At 41.2% G+C, this 16,450-nt stretch carries 16 protein-coding genes and 1 rRNA gene; all 17 read right to left on the reverse strand.

What is annotated here, in order from left to right; all coding sequences use genetic code 11:
- Window positions 1–420: 420 nt before the first annotated feature.
- Window positions 421–1,983: ribosomal RNA gene (locus HMPREF1504_RS09020) — 16S ribosomal RNA — on the reverse strand.
- Window positions 1,984–2,490: 507 nt separating this feature from the next.
- On the reverse strand, window positions 2,491–3,666 hold the full coding sequence (locus tag HMPREF1504_RS09025) for an MFS transporter (protein ID WP_038125191.1): 1,176 nt from the start codon (window positions 3,664–3,666) through the stop codon (window positions 2,491–2,493).
- Window positions 3,667–3,809: 143 nt separating this feature from the next.
- Window positions 3,810–4,700: a protein translocase subunit SecF gene (secF, locus tag HMPREF1504_RS09030; protein ID WP_005378319.1), complete on the reverse strand. Its 891-nt coding sequence runs from the start codon at window positions 4,698–4,700 to the stop codon at window positions 3,810–3,812.
- Entirely contained in the window at window positions 4,697–5,971 is a 1,275-nt protein-coding gene (gene secD, locus HMPREF1504_RS09035; protein ID WP_005378325.1) for a protein translocase subunit SecD, read from the reverse strand. The genes secF and secD overlap by 4 nt, the downstream gene beginning before the upstream one ends.
- Window positions 5,972–5,986: 15 nt before the next feature.
- On the reverse strand, window positions 5,987–6,553 hold the full coding sequence (locus HMPREF1504_RS09040) for a 5-formyltetrahydrofolate cyclo-ligase (RefSeq protein ID WP_005378327.1): 567 nt from the start codon (window positions 6,551–6,553) through the stop codon (window positions 5,987–5,989).
- Window positions 6,553–6,843 (reverse strand): preprotein translocase subunit YajC, encoded by a 291-nt coding sequence (yajC, locus tag HMPREF1504_RS09045; RefSeq protein ID WP_005378318.1) that lies wholly within the window; start codon window positions 6,841–6,843, stop codon window positions 6,553–6,555. The genes HMPREF1504_RS09040 and yajC overlap by 1 nt, the downstream gene beginning before the upstream one ends.
- 78 nt (window positions 6,844–6,921) lie before the next feature.
- On the reverse strand, window positions 6,922–8,037 hold the full coding sequence (gene tgt / locus HMPREF1504_RS09050) for a tRNA guanosine(34) transglycosylase Tgt (RefSeq protein WP_005378320.1): 1,116 nt from the start codon (window positions 8,035–8,037) through the stop codon (window positions 6,922–6,924).
- Window positions 8,038–8,045: 8 nt separating this feature from the next.
- On the reverse strand, window positions 8,046–9,071 hold the full coding sequence (gene queA / locus HMPREF1504_RS09055; protein WP_038125192.1) for a tRNA preQ1(34) S-adenosylmethionine ribosyltransferase-isomerase QueA: 1,026 nt from the start codon (window positions 9,069–9,071) through the stop codon (window positions 8,046–8,048).
- An 8-nt stretch (window positions 9,072–9,079) separates the two neighbouring features.
- Window positions 9,080–10,675 (reverse strand): SpoIID/LytB domain-containing protein, encoded by a 1,596-nt coding sequence (locus HMPREF1504_RS09060; protein WP_038125193.1) that lies wholly within the window; start codon window positions 10,673–10,675, stop codon window positions 9,080–9,082.
- Window position 10,676: 1 nt separating this feature from the next.
- Window positions 10,677–11,681: a Holliday junction branch migration DNA helicase RuvB gene (gene ruvB, locus HMPREF1504_RS09065; protein ID WP_005378326.1), complete on the reverse strand. Its 1,005-nt coding sequence runs from the start codon at window positions 11,679–11,681 to the stop codon at window positions 10,677–10,679.
- A 2-nt stretch (window positions 11,682–11,683) separates the two neighbouring features.
- Complete coding sequence (gene ruvA, locus HMPREF1504_RS09070; protein ID WP_005378323.1) at window positions 11,684–12,292, reverse strand: Holliday junction branch migration protein RuvA; 609 nt, start codon at window positions 12,290–12,292, stop codon at window positions 11,684–11,686.
- Entirely contained in the window at window positions 12,289–12,786 is a 498-nt protein-coding gene (gene ruvC, locus HMPREF1504_RS09075; protein WP_005381796.1) for a crossover junction endodeoxyribonuclease RuvC, read from the reverse strand. The genes ruvA and ruvC overlap by 4 nt, the downstream gene beginning before the upstream one ends.
- Window positions 12,787–12,972: 186 nt before the next feature.
- On the reverse strand, window positions 12,973–13,710 hold the full coding sequence (locus HMPREF1504_RS09080; protein WP_038125194.1) for a YebC/PmpR family DNA-binding transcriptional regulator: 738 nt from the start codon (window positions 13,708–13,710) through the stop codon (window positions 12,973–12,975).
- A 9-nt stretch (window positions 13,711–13,719) separates the two neighbouring features.
- The gene (locus tag HMPREF1504_RS09085) at window positions 13,720–14,292 is read right to left on the reverse strand and encodes an RNA methyltransferase (RefSeq protein ID WP_005377916.1); all 573 of its coding nucleotides are present in this window, start codon (window positions 14,290–14,292) and stop codon (window positions 13,720–13,722) included.
- Between the two features lie 57 nt (window positions 14,293–14,349).
- Complete coding sequence (locus tag HMPREF1504_RS09090; protein WP_005377925.1) at window positions 14,350–14,910, reverse strand: hypothetical protein; 561 nt, start codon at window positions 14,908–14,910, stop codon at window positions 14,350–14,352.
- Window positions 14,911–14,921: 11 nt separating this feature from the next.
- Complete coding sequence (locus HMPREF1504_RS09095; RefSeq protein WP_005377920.1) at window positions 14,922–15,353, reverse strand: DUF350 domain-containing protein; 432 nt, start codon at window positions 15,351–15,353, stop codon at window positions 14,922–14,924.
- Between the two features lie 10 nt (window positions 15,354–15,363).
- A complete protein-coding gene (locus tag HMPREF1504_RS09100; RefSeq protein ID WP_038125195.1) occupies window positions 15,364–16,434 on the reverse strand; it encodes a hypothetical protein in 1,071 nt (356 codons plus the stop codon).
- Between the last annotated feature and the right edge of the window lie 16 nt (window positions 16,435–16,450).

Genomic DNA, 16,450 nt, shown 5'->3' on the forward strand with positions numbered 1-16,450 from the left:
AAAATCATATTTAAGATTTTTAGACATGCATTAGATACATTGTCGTTTTTTGTAGCCGTACATTTTCATGTACGTCACCAATAAGTCAGAGAATTATTTCCTATGTGCTCGGGTCAACCTACTTAGAAATTCTAAGAGATGACCTTACAAATATATAATAATTATCTTCTATGCAGTTTTCAAAGAACAAATCTGCCGATAAATTCCGTGTTACTCGTCGTTGCATTCGTTTCACTTGTCTTACGTAATTACCATTACGTGGCGACGTCGTTCAACTCATGCGCCTAGATTAACGCGTAATTTATACGTCATATTAAATTGAGAAATCATTTACAGATCTCTCAAAACCGAACAATGTTAGGTGCCAAAGTGTCGACCTAAGTGACATCCAAGCTCTTGGCTCGGTGTATGTCTCCCTAGAAAGGAGGTGATCCAGCCGCACCTTCCGATACGGCTACCTTGTTACGACTTCACCCCAATCATCGACTTTACCTTAGACGGCTGGCTCCCGAAGGTTACCCCACCGGCTTTGGGCACTTCCGACTTTCGTGGTGTGACGGGCGGTGTGTACAAGGCCCGGGAACGTATTCACCGCAGTATGCTGACCTGCGATTACTAGCGATTCCGACTTCACGTAGGCGAGTTGCAGCCTACGATCCGAACTGAGAGAGTGTTTCTCGGGTTTGCTCCACCTCGCGGTTTCGCTTCCGTCTATTAACTCCCATTGTAGTACGTGTGTAGCCCAGGTCATAAGGGGCATGATGATTTGACGTCATCCCCGCCTTCCTCCGCATTGTCTGCGGCAGTCTCTCATGAGTTCCCACCCGAAGTGCTGGCAACATAAGATAGGGGTTGCGCTCGTTGCGGGACTTAACCCAACATCTCACGACACGAGCTGACGACAACCGTGCACCACCTGTTTTCTGGCTTCCGAAGAAGAGGAACCATCTCTGGTTCTGTCCATCAATGTCAAGACCTGGTAAGGTTCTTCGCGTTGCGTCGAATTAAACCACATACTCCACCGCTTGTGCGGGCCCCCGTCAATTCCTTTGAGTTTCAACCTTGCGGTCGTACTCCCCAGGCGGGGTACTTATTGCGTTAACTCCGGCACAGAAGGGGTCGATACCTCCTACACCTAGTACCCATCGTTTACGGCCAGGACTACCGGGGTATCTAATCCCGTTCGCTCCCCTGGCTTTCGCGCCTCAGCGTCAGTTTTCGTCCAGAAAGTCGCCTTCGCCACTGGTGTTCTTCCTAATATCTACGCATTTCACCGCTACACTAGGAATTCCACTTTCCTCTCCGATACTCTAGATTGGCAGTTTCCATCCCATCACGGGGTTAAGCCCCGAACTTTTAAGACAGACTGACCAATCCGCCTGCGCGCGCTTTACGCCCAATAATTCCGGACAACGCTTGCCACCTACGTATTACCGCGGCTGCTGGCACGTAGTTAGCCGTGGCTTTCTATTCCGGTACCGTCAAATCCTCGCACTATTTGCACAAGAACCATTCGTCCCGATTAACAGAGCTTTACAACCCGAAGGCCGTCATCACTCACGCGGCGTTGCTCCGTCAGACTTTCGTCCATTGCGGAAGATTCCCCACTGCTGCCTCCCGTAGGAGTCTGGGCCGTGTCTCAGTCCCAATGTGGCCGTTCATCCTCTCAGACCGGCTACTGATCATCGCCTTGGTGGGCCGTTACCCCTCCAACTAGCTAATCAGACGCAATCCCCTCCTTCAGTGATAGCTTATAAATAGAGGCCACCTTTCATCCAGTCTCGATGCCGAGATTGGATCGTATGCGGTATTAGCAGTCGTTTCCAACTGTTGTCCCCCTCTGAAGGGCAGGTTGATTACGCGTTACTCACCCGTTCGCCACTAAGATTGATAGAAGCAAGCTTCCATCGCTCTTCGTTCGACTTGCATGTGTTAAGCACGCCGCCAGCGTTCGTCCTGAGCCAGGATCAAACTCTCCAAGATATCTTGAAGCTATTTGAGTAGCTCAATATTTGTTGTCGTTACATGTATGTAACTTTGAATTATGGTTGGTTTTGACTATGTCAAAACCCGCACTCTGGCATATGTTCAATCATATGATTGATTACCTATCATTGTTCAGTTTTCAAAGATCTGTTTGCTAGTCACTGTCGTGCGCTAGCGACTTGATTATAATACCAAGTTCAGAGTATTTCGTCAAGCACTTTTTTAAAACTTTTTGAATTAAATTCAACGGTTTTAATGATGTGCTGTCATCCGAATTACGCTGTGTCCTAACGACTTGTATTAGTATATCACAAACAAAGAAAACGTCAACCGCTTTTTCACCACTTTTTACAACTTCATTATTAACTCATTTATATTCAATGTTTTGCCTTACGTAGCTTGTTACTATATCATTACTATTTCATATAAAAAACACGTATTTACCTAGTATTTTGATAGTTTACTATCATACATACTATAAGAAATACGTGCTTTTTATAATGCTTATTCCGCTATATATGAGTGTTTACGAATTACAAAATGATATAAAGCCAATGCTATGATCATTATGAGTGATGTAATTTGATATAAAGATTGATATCCTAATGCATTTGCAATTAAGGCTAAGATAACCGATCCAGCCCCGACGGCTATATCAAGTGCTAAAAAGTATGTGGCTGTAGAAACGCCTGCACGTTCTATTGGTGCTGATTGAACTGCTAACGCTTGAAATGCAGGTTGAGCTGCTCCATAGCCTAGCCCAAGTAATGGCGCAGTACAAATAATCCCAACCGGAGTCGATACCACTCCAAGAATAGCGAGGCCTACGATAAATAGGCCTACACCAGGATAGATGACGAACCGTGATCCATATCTAGCATATACTTTACCTACTAATGGTCGGCTAATAATTATCATGAGCGCAAACAAAGCAAAGAACACACTCCCCCATACACCTGCTCTCATACTATTCAATTCAATAGGAATAAATACTAGAACACCAGAGTATGTAAAACCTATAAACAATCCCATTAATGCCCAAGGAAGACTTCGTTTCTCTATAAACTGAGATATACTCCATCCCTTAGAAGATTTTTGTTTCGATTTAGCTAACTCTTTTGGCAATCGAATGACATTACTCAAAATAAAAGCTAGCGCAGTCATTATAGTCAGAAATATATATAGCGCTGAACTTCCATAGGCTTGTAATGCATATAAGCCAACAGCAGGACCTAATACCATAGCAATATTTGAGAATACAGCAAACATATTGATGCCTTCACCTTTGCGTGAAGCAGGCAAAACAACTACGGCCAGTGCTGCCATAACAGTAGTACCTAATGCAAATATAGCGCCATGTAAACCCCGTAGCACAAAAATCGTTTGTAACGATGTGGTTAAATTAAACAACCCCATAATAATAAAGAATAAAACAGATGAAATCAATAAAATTATGCGTTTGTCCAATCCATCAATTAAACGTCCTGCAAAAGGACGACATAAGATGGTCCCGATTTGGAAGTATGTCATAGCCAATCCCGCATCTAAAGCGGTGCCACCTAATTCAGCTGTTAAAATTATGGGCAATGCCGCCACTAAGACATATTGGGTCATATAAAAAATGCCACTACTTACACCATAATTGATAAAAGCAGGACTCCATAAACGTTCTGAACTCACTATATCACTCTTTCTACTTAAAACCTTATATAGTATTTATTGTATGTTATTTCTATTTGAATCACAATGATCTTACTCATAAGAAAAACCCCAATCGCAATAAAATGCGATTAGGGTTTATAGCTTTCACCATAACAATCAAATTATTGATTGCGAATATCGTTCTTATTTCTATTTTTCCAGAGCACCCATAAAGATGTAGCGACACAGATGGAGGAGTATGCACCACTGGCGAAACCAATAATCATACATAGAGCGAAGTTTTTTGTTGTATCCCCACCAAATACAAATAGAGATACACAGGCAAACATTACAGTAGCTAATGTATAGATACTACGATGAATACTTTGTGCAATAGAAGCATTCGCCAAATCTTCAAATGTATCAGTACGTTTATGAGTATGAGCATTTTCACGAACGCGGTCAAAGATAACTACAGATTCGTTCATGGAATAACCTACAACGGTTAAGATGGCCGCCAAGAAAGATGCATCGATTTCTAATTGGAAGAATGAGAATACACCTAATACCATAATCAAATCATGGAAAATAGCAGTCAATGCAGATACGGCTATTCTATATTCAAAACGATAAGAAATATAGAGCGCCAATACAGCAAAGGCAATAACAAGATTCAATAGCGCATGTTGCGTTACTTCAGAGCCGATAACAGCACCAACGGTTTCAATACGTTTTACTGTGTTTTCACCGATATCACTATTCAATTTTTCTACTACAGCTGCACTTTCACTTGGCTCCAAGTTACGAGTTCGAATCATAACATCTTCGCCTGCTGTTTCTGCAGTATCACCAGACAATTGAATTTGTGCATTTTCAAGGTCGAATGTTTTCAATACATCACGAACTTGGCTAACCTCTACAGGTTTAGTGAATTGAACCTCTACAATGGTACCACCAGTATAGTCAATACCAAAGTTAAAGCCTTTTGTAAAAATAGAAATTAAACTAATGATTACTAGAATGGAGGAAATCACAAACCACCAACGATGATGTCTAATTACGTTGAAACTCATTTGCGCTTACCTCCTTTCAAAGATTTTGGTGCAAAATCATCAGAACTTTTACTTGGTGAGATATTAGCACCAAACCAGAATGGATGATTAGTAAAGTTACAATCAATTAATAGGCGAAGCAAGAAATGGCTGACAGTAATCGCTGTAAACATACTTACAACAACACCTACGCCCAAGCTGATAGCAAACCCCCTTACCGGACCAGAGCCTAAGACTGTCAAGATACCAGCTGTGATGATAACGGATACGTTCGCATCAGTGATTGTAGAAAGAGCCCGTTTAAAACCAGCCTCCATAGCAACACGCATGGATTTACCAGAGAAAACCTCTTCCTTAAAACGTTCGAAAATCAGGATGTTCGCATCTACCGCAACACCCATAGACAAGATAATACCCGCAATGCCCGGCAAGGTCATAGTTGCATTAAAACCTTTACCTAACACGAGAAGTAATAACATAACATATACAAGCAATGCTACATTGGCAACAAAGCCGGATAAACGATAGAGCAAAAGCAAGAATACCATGATCATGGCAATACCAGCGCCAAATGCTACTACGGATTTATCCTTTGAGTCTTGACCCAAAGAAGGACCTACAGTACGAACTTCAAGGACATTAATTTTTACAGGTAATGCACCAGAACGCAATAAAATTGCTAAATCTTTTGCTTCATCTAAGGACTTACTACCAGAAATAGTAGCCTTACCACCGGTAATAGCTTGTTGTACTACAGGGTTTGTGAGTACTTCACCATCGAGAGTAATGGAAATATGACGACCAATATTTTTAGATGTTAAATCAGCAAATTTCTTTGCCCCTTCATCACTAAGCTCGATAGCAACTAAAGGTTGTTTATTTTGACCCATTTCCTCTTTTGCATCTTTTAGGTCATCACCGGTCATAACAGTTTCGCCTTTTTCATTTTTAAATTCAAGGACCGCTGTTTTACCGATACGTTTCATTGCTTCATCAGGATCTTTAACACCTGGTAATTCAATGATAATACGTTTTGCCCCTTCCCGTTGCACAATAGGTTCGGACAGACCCATTTCATTAATGCGTCGTTCAAGAATTTGTTTTGCTCGTTCTACCGCATCATTATCAGCTGTACCATGCTCAGTATCCTCTGCTTCTAGCACAATATGCGTACCACCTTGTAAATCAAGGCCTTGTTTTAATGAACCAGCTAGAGGTCCAATAAAATACGCAAAACAACCAATAATTGCAGCAATAACGACTAAGAATTTAACTATAGCCTTGCCTTTCAAAATCGTTGCTCCCTTCTAAATAACATGAATTACACCCTGTTCTGTAACGATAGCGGGCATACGTTGATCATAGCGTTCCATCGGAATCGGGTTTTTCATAATTTGCGCTTCCCATGCGACACCGATATAGTTCGATGGTGAAAGTTCCTTAAGGAAACGATCATAATAACCATTTCCCATTCCCATACGACCACCAAGCCGATCAAATCCGGCACCAGGCACTAGCACAAAATCAATATCCTTAGGGTTTATGATTTCATAGGGCTCCTTTGGGACACGGATATTTAGGACGCCATGCACTACATCGTGAAGATTATGAAGTCGTACAGCAATCATCGTAGTCTTATCAGTACAAACAGGTACATAAACGCGTTTACCTGCCTGTAAAGCATGTTCTATAACATCATCCAAATTGGCTTCTTTAGGCATCGCTAAATAGGCCATAATCGATTGTGCCTGTTCATACTGAGGTAATTTAACAATCTCATGACATAGCTTAGGTGCCCAAGATTCACAATCTGCAATAGATAAAGCAGCGCGCTGGGACTTGCACGCCTGGCGCACTGCTTCTTTTGTTATCATTACTTAGTTTCCTTATTTTTTTTAGAAACTACGGATGCGATAGCAGTACGAGCAAATGTCATTTCTACTTTTTCCGCTACTTGTACCTTAACTTTTTCATCATCAAGTTCGATAATTTCGCCATAGATACCACCAATAGTTACAATTTTTTGGCCTTTTTTCAAGCTGCTCAACAAATTAGTACGTTCTTTTTGTTGTTTCTTTTGTGGACGCCACAACAAGAAATAAAAAATTACGACCATCAAAAGGATTGGCCAGCTAGTTTGTAAAATTTGTTCGATATCACCCATGGGTAATCCTCCTCACTAAAATTCATCTTATCTTTATAAGTATATCTATTCAAAATGAATTTGACTAGTTTTTTTATATTATTTATTAAAGTTATCCCAAAATTGCATTCTAAATTGAGGGAATCGATCCTCTAAAATAGCTTTACGCATCTGGCGCATAAACTCTAATAAGAAATATAAATTATGGTATGTAACAAGTCTCAATGCTAAAATTTCTTCCGCCTTATATAAGTGGCGTAAATAAGCACGAGAATAATTTTTACATGTATAACATTGACAACCTTCTTCAAGAGGGCCCCAGTCATGCGCATATTGAGCATTTCGAATATTAAGACGCCCATGCCAAGTCATGGCCATCCCATTTCGCGCAACCCGTGTAGGATATACGCAGTCAAACATATCAATACCGCGAGCCACCCCTTCTACCAAACAGTCAGCTGTACCAACGCCCATCAAATAACGAGCTTTATTGGTTGGCAACAACGGTGTTGTATATTCGAGAATTTCATTCATCAAATCATGTGGTTCCCCTACAGATAAACCACCAATGCTGTATCCTTCAAAGTCCATCGCCACTAATTCAGCTGCACTTTGTTTGCGCAAGTCTTTATACATACCGCCTTGCACAATACCGAACATACCTTGTCTATCATGAGCATGACGAGCCTCTTGACATCGATGTGCCCAACGCGTAGTACGCGCTGTAGAGCGTTTCGCATAATCATGTTCTGCAGGATAAGGAATGCATTCATCAAAGGCCATCGCAATATCAGATCCAAGTTGTTCCTGTACTTTTGTGGCCACCTCTGGGGAAAGAAATTGTTTAGATCCATCGATATGAGATCTAAATGTTACCCCTTCTTCGGTAATCTTACGCATATCGCCTAAGCTAAATACTTGGAAACCACCACTATCCGTAAGGATTGCTTGATCCCAGTTCATAAATTTATGAAGGCCACCAGCTTCCTCTACGAGTTCAGGACCAGGTCTCAAGAACAAATGATAGGTGTTGCTTAAAATCACTTGTGACCCAATGGCCTTTAGCTCTTCTGGCGTCATCGTTTTTACTGTCGCCTGTGTCCCGACGGGCATAAACATAGGTGTTTCATACGTACCATGTGGCGTATGTAACAATCCCGCACGGGCACCTGTGTGAGGACATGTTTTCTGTAATTCATATGTAATACTCGGCATAGAATCTCCTAACGTATAAACATAGCATCGCCAAAACTAAAGAATCGATATCGTTCTTTTACAGCTGCTTTATAAGCTGCTAAACAATGTTCACGACCGGCTAGTGCACTAATGAGCATTAATAATGTAGATTGTGGTAAATGGAAATTGGTTACCAATGCATCTACCATCTTAAATTTATAGCCCGGATAGATAAAGATTTTTGTCCACCCACTTGTGGCATGTAGTATACCATCATCAGTAGAGGCTGATTCCAAGGTGCGAATCGATGTAGTACCTACTGCAATAATACGCTTACCCTTAGATTTTGCTTCATTAATACGACGCGCTGTATCTTCAGATACGCTGTAGAATTCGCTATGCATATCGTGATCTTCAATAGTTTCTACGGATACAGGTCTAAAGGTACCTAAACCAACATGAAGGGTAACAAACTCGAGCTCTACACCTTTAGCTTTAATTTTTTCTAATAGTTCCGGTGTAAAGTGTAGTCCCGCTGTTGGAGCCGCAGCAGATCCTTTTTCCTTTGCATACACAGTTTGATAGCAATCCTTATCCTCAAGTTTTTCATGAATATATGGTGGTAATGGCATTTCACCAATTTCTTGAATAATATCATCAAATACACCATCGCAGGTAAATTCCACGATACGACCGCCAAAATCGGTTTTATCTAGCACAGTTGCTTTCAACCGATCATCAAACACGATGACCTGTCCAATCGGACATTTCTTACCTGGTTTAACGAGACATTCCCAGCGATTTTCTCCACATGGTGTAAGTAATAAAACCTCCACCTTGCCACCGGAACCCTCTCGTTGACCATATAATCGAGCTGGGATAACCTTCGTATTATTAAACACGAGGACATCTCCTGCTTGTAATTCATCAAGTAAATCGTAAAAATGCGCTTTATGTGTATACTCACCAGTTATTTTATCCAATGTAAGCAAGCGCGATGTGTCGCGAGGCTCTACAGGATGTTGAGCAATAAGCTCCTCTGGTAAATCATAATCAAAATCTGTAACTTTCATTCTTATCCTTAATACATTTTTTTCAATGTAATACCACTATAGTAATGTCTTAAAATTGTTTGATAATAATTGGTATCACCCGTACCAGCTCGTTTCGCCATTTCAGCGGCGCCCCATTGTGACATACCAAGACCATGGCCCCACCCATGACCTTTAATGTACACTGTATCATTCTTGCCTGTGAAAGTATGATACGACTTACCGGTTGAACTTGCTGGATTTTGATTGACATAAAAATCAAATAATGTTGACTTTAAACCTAACATGCCCCGCAAATCATCACCGCTTACCGTAACCTTACCAGCAGTACCAACGAAGGTCGCCGATTTAATACGCCCAGATACGCCTCTATCGGCTGTAGCCTTGCCAGGATTTCCCAATGGGGTTAATTGAATACTTTTCAACTTACCCACTCCCTTACTAGCAGCATTTAACTTGCCCTCTAAAGCGCTACGGCTTGTGGATACAGTCCAATTTGACGCACTAGAATTGCTATTTGAAAAATCTTTAACACCTTTTAAGTACGGAATATCATTGCCCCATACATTGACACTGTCCTCGGTATAGCCACCACCATCAGAATGGAACAAGGCATTAATAGGACGATTATTATATAGCATAACAACGCCTTTAGTATGATTAACAGCAGCCGTAGTACTTTGTGTTTCACCGCTCACACCACCATATACTTGATGATCTGTAGACGTGCTCACATCATAGAGCTGATTTTTATTTTGCTCCATCGTATGTAGTGCATACGTACGAGCCGCTACAGCTTGCGCTTCTAAGGCCGCTGCTGGCCAAGATGGAATCGCCTCTTGTGGAACAACACCATATAAATACGATTCCAATGGAACTGCATTAATAACCATCATAGCTCCATTATTGGCCCGCAATGTAAGAGCCCCTCGATACGCTTTACCTTCAAAGGTAAAAATGTCACCACTCGTAGGTTTTAATGTGACAACAGAATCAAGAGCTTTGCCATTAACAGCAATCTTATTGCCTCGTACACCTACGGATATAACCTTATGACTACCAACCTTACCATTATTGCTAGTAAGAACGGTTACACCATTTGCACTCGATACGGAGGCATCTTGACGACGAGATCCAAGTAAAACGCGAACGTCCGGTGTATTTTCTACACGAACGCGCGTTGTTACTTGTTCTACTTGATTCTTCGTCACCACTGCAGCCGTTGCACGAGATGCTGTAGTAGAAGTTGTAATCTTCGGTTTTACAGCAGTAGTATTAGCAACCTTTGGTTTTGCATTGGCTACGGTCGTACCCTTTGGTTTTACGTTTGATTGTGCAGTAACCTTAGGTTTAACAGTTGTAGTTGCTGTAACTTTAGGTCTAATAGTCGTAGATGCAGTAACCTTTGGCACCGGTTTTGTAACAAGCGGTTTAAACGTGGATTTTCCAATAGTTCCACGCACAGCTTTTACAGGAGTTTTTCCCGACACCATTGTTGATGATTTAGCTACAACAGGTTTTGTTCCCGATTTACCTACTACCTGTGCAGCCTCAACAGTTGCAAAACTATGAATGCCTAACAATAATGTTGTCATAATCATTAATGGTAATTGTTTCTTTTTCATTTTATTTCCCTGTTTGCGAAATACCTAGATGATCATAAGCCAATTTAGTAGCCACACGCCCCCGCGGTGTTCTACCTAAAAATCCCAATTGCATCAAATATGGTTCATACACATCTTCGATGGTATCTCTCTCTTCACTGACAGCAGCCGCTATTGTTTCTATCCCCACAGGGCCACCATCATAATTTTCAATAATACACTTCAACACTCGTCTATCAATGCGGTCAAGTCCCATCTTATCCACATGTAGACGTTTTAGCGCTTCATCTGCAATATCCGCAGTAATAACGCCATTCCCCACAACTTGTGCAAAATCGCGAACCCGTTTCAACAAACGATTCGCAATACGCGGTGTTCCTCTCGAGCGACGAGCTATTTCACTAGCACCAGCCTGCTCAATGCCGATATTCAAAATATCCGCTGCACGAGTTACGATAAATTCTAATTCTTCTTGTTTGTAATATTCCAATCGACTCACGATACCGAATCGATCACGCAATGGTGCAGCCAATGCCCCAGCTCGTGTCGTCGCACCAACCAACGTAAACTTTGGTAAATCAATGCGGACGGAACGCGCACTTGGTCCCTTGCCGATGATGATATCCAAGGCATAGTCCTCCATAGCAGAGTACAATACCTCTTCTACACTTCGTGAAAGTCGATGAATCTCATCGATAAACAAAACATCATGTTCATCAAGATTCGTCAAAATAGCAGCTAAATCTCCGGCCTTTTCTATAGCAGGACCTGATGTTATACGAAAATTAACACCCAGCTCATTAGCAATAATGCCAGCTAATGTGGTCTTACCTAGCCCTGGAGGACCATATAACAGAACATGATCTAAGGCTTCACCACGCTGTTTAGTAGCTTGAATATAAATATTCAGATTATCCTTAGCCTCTCGTTGGCCAATATACTCATTAAAATACTTAGGTCGAAGACTATATTGCCATACGTCCTCTTCTCGATCACCGCCGCCTACGAGGCGTACTTCTTCGTTCATGGCTAACGTCCTTTCCCAAGTTCAACTAAACAAGCTTTTATCAATGCAGATACATCTTTTGAACCATCGTTTAAGGATTCAACTAGTGCTTCCACATCTTTTTGCGCATATCCTAATGATACCAGTGCCTCAATCGCCTCCCCGCTCGGTCCGCTATGAGTAACACCAATTGATTGGATGGCTGAAGGTGTTTCAACACTAATCTGAGTCATCTTCACTAACTTATCCTTTAATTCTAGGACAAGACGCTCTGCCGACTTTTTCCCTATACCCGGTAATTTTGTTAATTGTTGTACCTGACCATTAATAACAGCCAATTTGAAAGCCTCTGGCGTCATGCCTGACAATATGCCTAAGCCTACCTTTGGCCCAATCCCAGAAACAGAAATGAGCAGAATAAAAAGTTCGTACTCATCCTCTGTCCAGAATCCGTATAGTTGCATCGCATCTTCCCGAACATTGAGATAGGTAAACAATGTGGCCTCTTGCCCCTCTATTAATTGTTGTCGTGTAGTGGTTGGCACATACACACGGTACCCTACACCATGTACATCTACATAACAAGATTCCTTGAATAGATGTGTTACAATGCCTCGTACATACCCAATCATTTAATTAACCTCATCAATCTATCTTGGTGAGAACTATGCGCCGTACAAATGGCAACTGCTAATGCATCCGCCGTATCATCGGGCTTAATTTTCTCACGAATCCCCAAAATATTCATGGTCATGTAAATAACCTGATTTTTATCGGCCTTACCATAACCGGTAACAGCCTGTTTAATTTGTAATGGCGTATATTCATATATAGGTATTCTCTGTTGCTCTGCGGCCAGCAATATAATCCCACGCGCTTGACCTACCTTAATCGCCGTCGTTACATTACGATTAAAAAAGAGTTCTTCTACACCAAATTTATCCGGCTTATATTCCTCTAAAATATCGCTTAAATCATTAAATAAGATTTCTAAACGCTGTGCATCCGTTAGCTCCTTCGGGGTCGTAATAGCCCCATAGGCTACTGGCGTTAGCTTGCTTCCCTGCACGTCAATAATGCCATAGCCACAAATTGCCGTACCTGGGTCGATTCCTATAATCCGCACTCCATCCCCCTCAGTTTAAAAATGAGATAAGCCAAAGCTTACCTCGTAACACTCATAATCTATTTTATTATAGCATATTAGAACATCGAAATTCATGAAATCACGATATTTTTATTACCTTTTTACAAGGAGAAACTAGAGGAAGACAAAAAATGAGGAGTGCTCCTAGAGCACTCCCTGTTTCTATTATTCTTCTTCGTCGTCTGGCAAAATACCATTGTGATATACGTTTTGTACATCATCAAGGTCATCCAAAACATCGAGCATTTTTTGCATTTTTTCAGCATCGTCACCAGATAATTCGATAGTTGTATCTGGAATCATGGTAATCTTCGCCACTTCAGTTTCTATACCCGCATCAGCCAAGGCTTGTTCTACTGCATCATAATCTTCTGGTGTTGTATAGATTTCAAATACATCATCTTCCGCTTTAAGATCTTCTGCACCCGCATCAAGAGCCAACAATGTCAATTCATCTTCATCGTGACCTTCTTTATCGATAACGAATACGCCTTTAGATTTAAACATCCAGCCTACACAACCGCTTTCACCAAGATTACCACCTTGTTTGGAGAAGGCATGGCGCACATCGGCAGCCGCACGATTACGATTATCCGTCATAACCTCTACGGTAACAGCAACACCGGCAGGACCATAACCTTCATATACGATTTCTTCGTATGCGTTCATATCCGTAGCGCCAACGCCTTTATCGATGGCACGTTGAATATTATCCTTAGGAATATTGTTTTCACGAGCTTTTTGTAAAGCCAATTTCAAGCGCATATTACCTGTTGGATCCGCACCACCCATACGTGCTGCTACGGTAATTTCACGACCGATTTTCGTAGCCAATTTAGCCTTCAATGCATCGGTTTTACCTTTTTTATGTTTAATATTTGCCCATTTTGAATGTCCTGACATAGACGCCTCCTATTTATTCCACCATGCTTCGCCCCGTAATCGATCCAAGATGATTGAAACGGCACTACGCACAGATAAATGATTGTATTCACCATGGCCATATATAGGTTCTAAAATATAGTCAAAGCTTTCCATCGTTTCTTTTGTCATACCATAACCGGTACCAAATAATACTAACACAGGGCGGCCCTCATTTTCAAGGTGTTCACGCATCCGTGCATAGGAAATTGTATTATCATAAGTTCTAGCATCGGTAGTTGCTACGATTGGTTTTACCCCTTCCAGTTCCTCGATAGTACGCACCGCAACAGCGATAGAATTAACGAGTTCAACGCCTGTGAAAGCATCCTTTCTGTCCGGATTATAGGTACTACCAAAACCAGATTTCCAATGTTCCATAATGGTAGCCGCTAACTCTCGTTGAGCTGGTATATTATGAATCACAAAATATTTAGATACATCATAGGTGATAGATGCGCGTGCAATATCGTGAATATCATAATTGGTAATGGCCGTCGTTATCACATCTTTATGCTTATTCATAATCGGATAATGAACGAGCCCAATATATAAATTTGCCAATGCTAAATCTCCTAATTTCTAAACAACTTCCATCAACATATAGTATCATCGCATCCATTATGAAGCACTAGACCGTGCACCAGCACTACCAAAACCAGACTTTTGCCCTATAGATGATGCTTTCTTACTTCTATTGTTCTCATAACTACGAAAGGTTCTTCCACCTCCATAGCCATGTATAGTTGATCCTGATGACGTATATTCATTAGGTTGTTCATACGGTTTTAATGGCGATACCGCGCGATATGTCATAGTTCGTCCATCCATACGTGCCGTAGGAGGATTAAACCCATGAAACATATAATACCCAGCTGCAATAGTTGGTAACAAACTTGCCAAACCAGCATCCCACACTAAGTTTCCACCATTATCACGGTGAAAGGTAACTGAACGATTATCGTCATACAAGGCGGTTTCTTTTCCATCGCCATGGTTTAAAAGAGAATACCGATTACCTTGACTATCCTTTAATCGAACCTCCCCTTCATTTGCCTCTGGATAAACCTTATCACACACAGCATAGGAGATATCGTTCCAGTATGAATACACACCTACAAGACCAGCAACTGCGGCGAAAGCACCTGTAAGGTATATGGTTTTCTTACTTGGCTTATACATAAAACGCTCCCTTAGTGCACAGCACCGCTAATAACAAGAGCAAGACCAACGAAAATGCCAAATACAAGAATACCAGCCGCTGTATTACCACGCATAATTTCTTCGGATAATTTATATTTACGATGCCAAATATTGATAAACATATAACCCGTTACAAATAGTATAATACCTAGCACAGCGTATACAACACTGGCTACAATGCCATGTAACAGGGACGTATCAGCCGTAGTCACGGCTGGTGACATAATAACAGCGCGCAAAATTTCACCGATACCGATAAATGATCCCGCTGAAAGCCACGCCACAGCACAGTTACCACGCTTAATTTCTTCACTAAATTTTCCAGGCACGAAGAAATCGATAACCGTGTTCGCCGTTAACATCAGTATAATACCAAAACAAGCATAAAAAATTGTCAATAATACATCTGGTATATAAATCATAATAAGCCTCCTAATAATATAATTTTGTATTGGATGTGTTGTTAGAGTTGCTGGTAGGATACAATCGTTCGCGTCCCGTATTATCCCCTAGTCGAACCATGGTCGCATAGTTATCGAGAATATGAGAGCTGATTAATGTACGATCAATAATTTTCCAATCCTCTTGTGTTAATTTTGATTGTTCACATACCTTAACCCTAGTTTGTCCATCCGTATTAGTGATGAGATACACCAAGTCCCCAGAATAAAATACAATAACTTCATGTCCCTCTTCTAAGTTATCCCGCTCATTCTTAATATCACCATTCACAGAATCAATCAAGTCTAATGCGGTACTAACAGGATCTAGTGTAGACGTGTATACATAGTCGCTATCCAAATCTGTTTTTGTATAATATGCAGATGTGTCATGCATATGTTCTTTTGCCGTGTAAGGCACTCCAAACATATCGCGTATACTATGCCAAGACAAATCATTGTCCGACCAAAATAGAAATAGTAAAAATAGTACACCATACCCCACGCCAACAGCAATAGATCCAAACCTCTTTTTCATTGATTTGTTACGCATCTTTTGCTTAATAGCTTGAGCGGCTGCATCATTACAAAGACGAATGTTCACCAAGGGCACTCGTGATCCTTCGGCAAACATTTTTTTACCTTCAAACCACTCTTCTTCAAAGAATACACTAGCACCGCCTTCACAAGGTAGCTGATATTCTCGATATCCTGCGCGGTCCCCTACGGAGGCACCACTTTCACCATCCACATCGACAACCTTTTCTAAACCGATTTGATGTAATGTAAAATCTTTCCCCGGCCGTGTATGAAAGGATGTTCTAGATACGGTACACCATTCATTATCATTATACTCAATGGTTAACCATATTTTATCGATTCCCTCAACAGCCTCTAGTCCATATTCATGCCAATAATCACCAGGTGATTTTGTCATAGACGGCTGGCCCCTATAGGATTGTTCCTTATCTGCTTTTGGAATAATCTCTATATATTTAATTTTCTCAGTGATTACATAACGGCTGCCATGAACCTCTAAGACATCATAACAATTAAACTCCATACGCACCCTCTCTAAA

Origin of the sequence: Veillonella sp. ICM51a (assembly GCF_000524355.1) — a bacterium.
GTDB lineage: Bacteria > Bacillota > Negativicutes > Veillonellales > Veillonellaceae > Veillonella > Veillonella atypica.

Bases quoted from the DNA above. Each gene is read 5' to 3' on its own strand.
- HMPREF1504_RS09060 (WP_038125193.1), bottom strand. From the start codon at position 10,675: ATGAAAAAGAAACAATTACCATTAATGATTATGACAACATTATTGTTA.
- ruvA (WP_005378323.1), bottom strand. From the start codon at position 12,292: ATGATTGGGTATGTACGAGGCATTGTAACACATCTATTCAAGGAATCT.
- secF (WP_005378319.1), bottom strand. From the start codon at position 4,700: ATGAGTTTCAACGTAATTAGACATCATCGTTGGTGGTTTGTGATTTCC.
- HMPREF1504_RS09100 (WP_038125195.1), bottom strand. From the start codon at position 16,434: ATGGAGTTTAATTGTTATGATGTCTTAGAGGTTCATGGCAGCCGTTAT.
- HMPREF1504_RS09080 (WP_038125194.1), bottom strand. From the start codon at position 13,710: ATGTCAGGACATTCAAAATGGGCAAATATTAAACATAAAAAAGGTAAA.
- HMPREF1504_RS09090 (WP_005377925.1), bottom strand. From the start codon at position 14,910: ATGTATAAGCCAAGTAAGAAAACCATATACCTTACAGGTGCTTTCGCC.
- queA (WP_038125192.1), bottom strand. From the start codon at position 9,071: ATGAAAGTTACAGATTTTGATTATGATTTACCAGAGGAGCTTATTGCT.
- tgt (WP_005378320.1), bottom strand. From the start codon at position 8,037: ATGCCGAGTATTACATATGAATTACAGAAAACATGTCCTCACACAGGT.
- ruvB (WP_005378326.1), bottom strand. From the start codon at position 11,681: ATGAACGAAGAAGTACGCCTCGTAGGCGGCGGTGATCGAGAAGAGGAC.
- HMPREF1504_RS09040 (WP_005378327.1), bottom strand. From the start codon at position 6,553: ATGATAACAAAAGAAGCAGTGCGCCAGGCGTGCAAGTCCCAGCGCGCT.
- HMPREF1504_RS09095 (WP_005377920.1), bottom strand. From the start codon at position 15,353: ATGATTTATATACCAGATGTATTATTGACAATTTTTTATGCTTGTTTT.
- yajC (WP_005378318.1), bottom strand. From the start codon at position 6,843: ATGGGTGATATCGAACAAATTTTACAAACTAGCTGGCCAATCCTTTTG.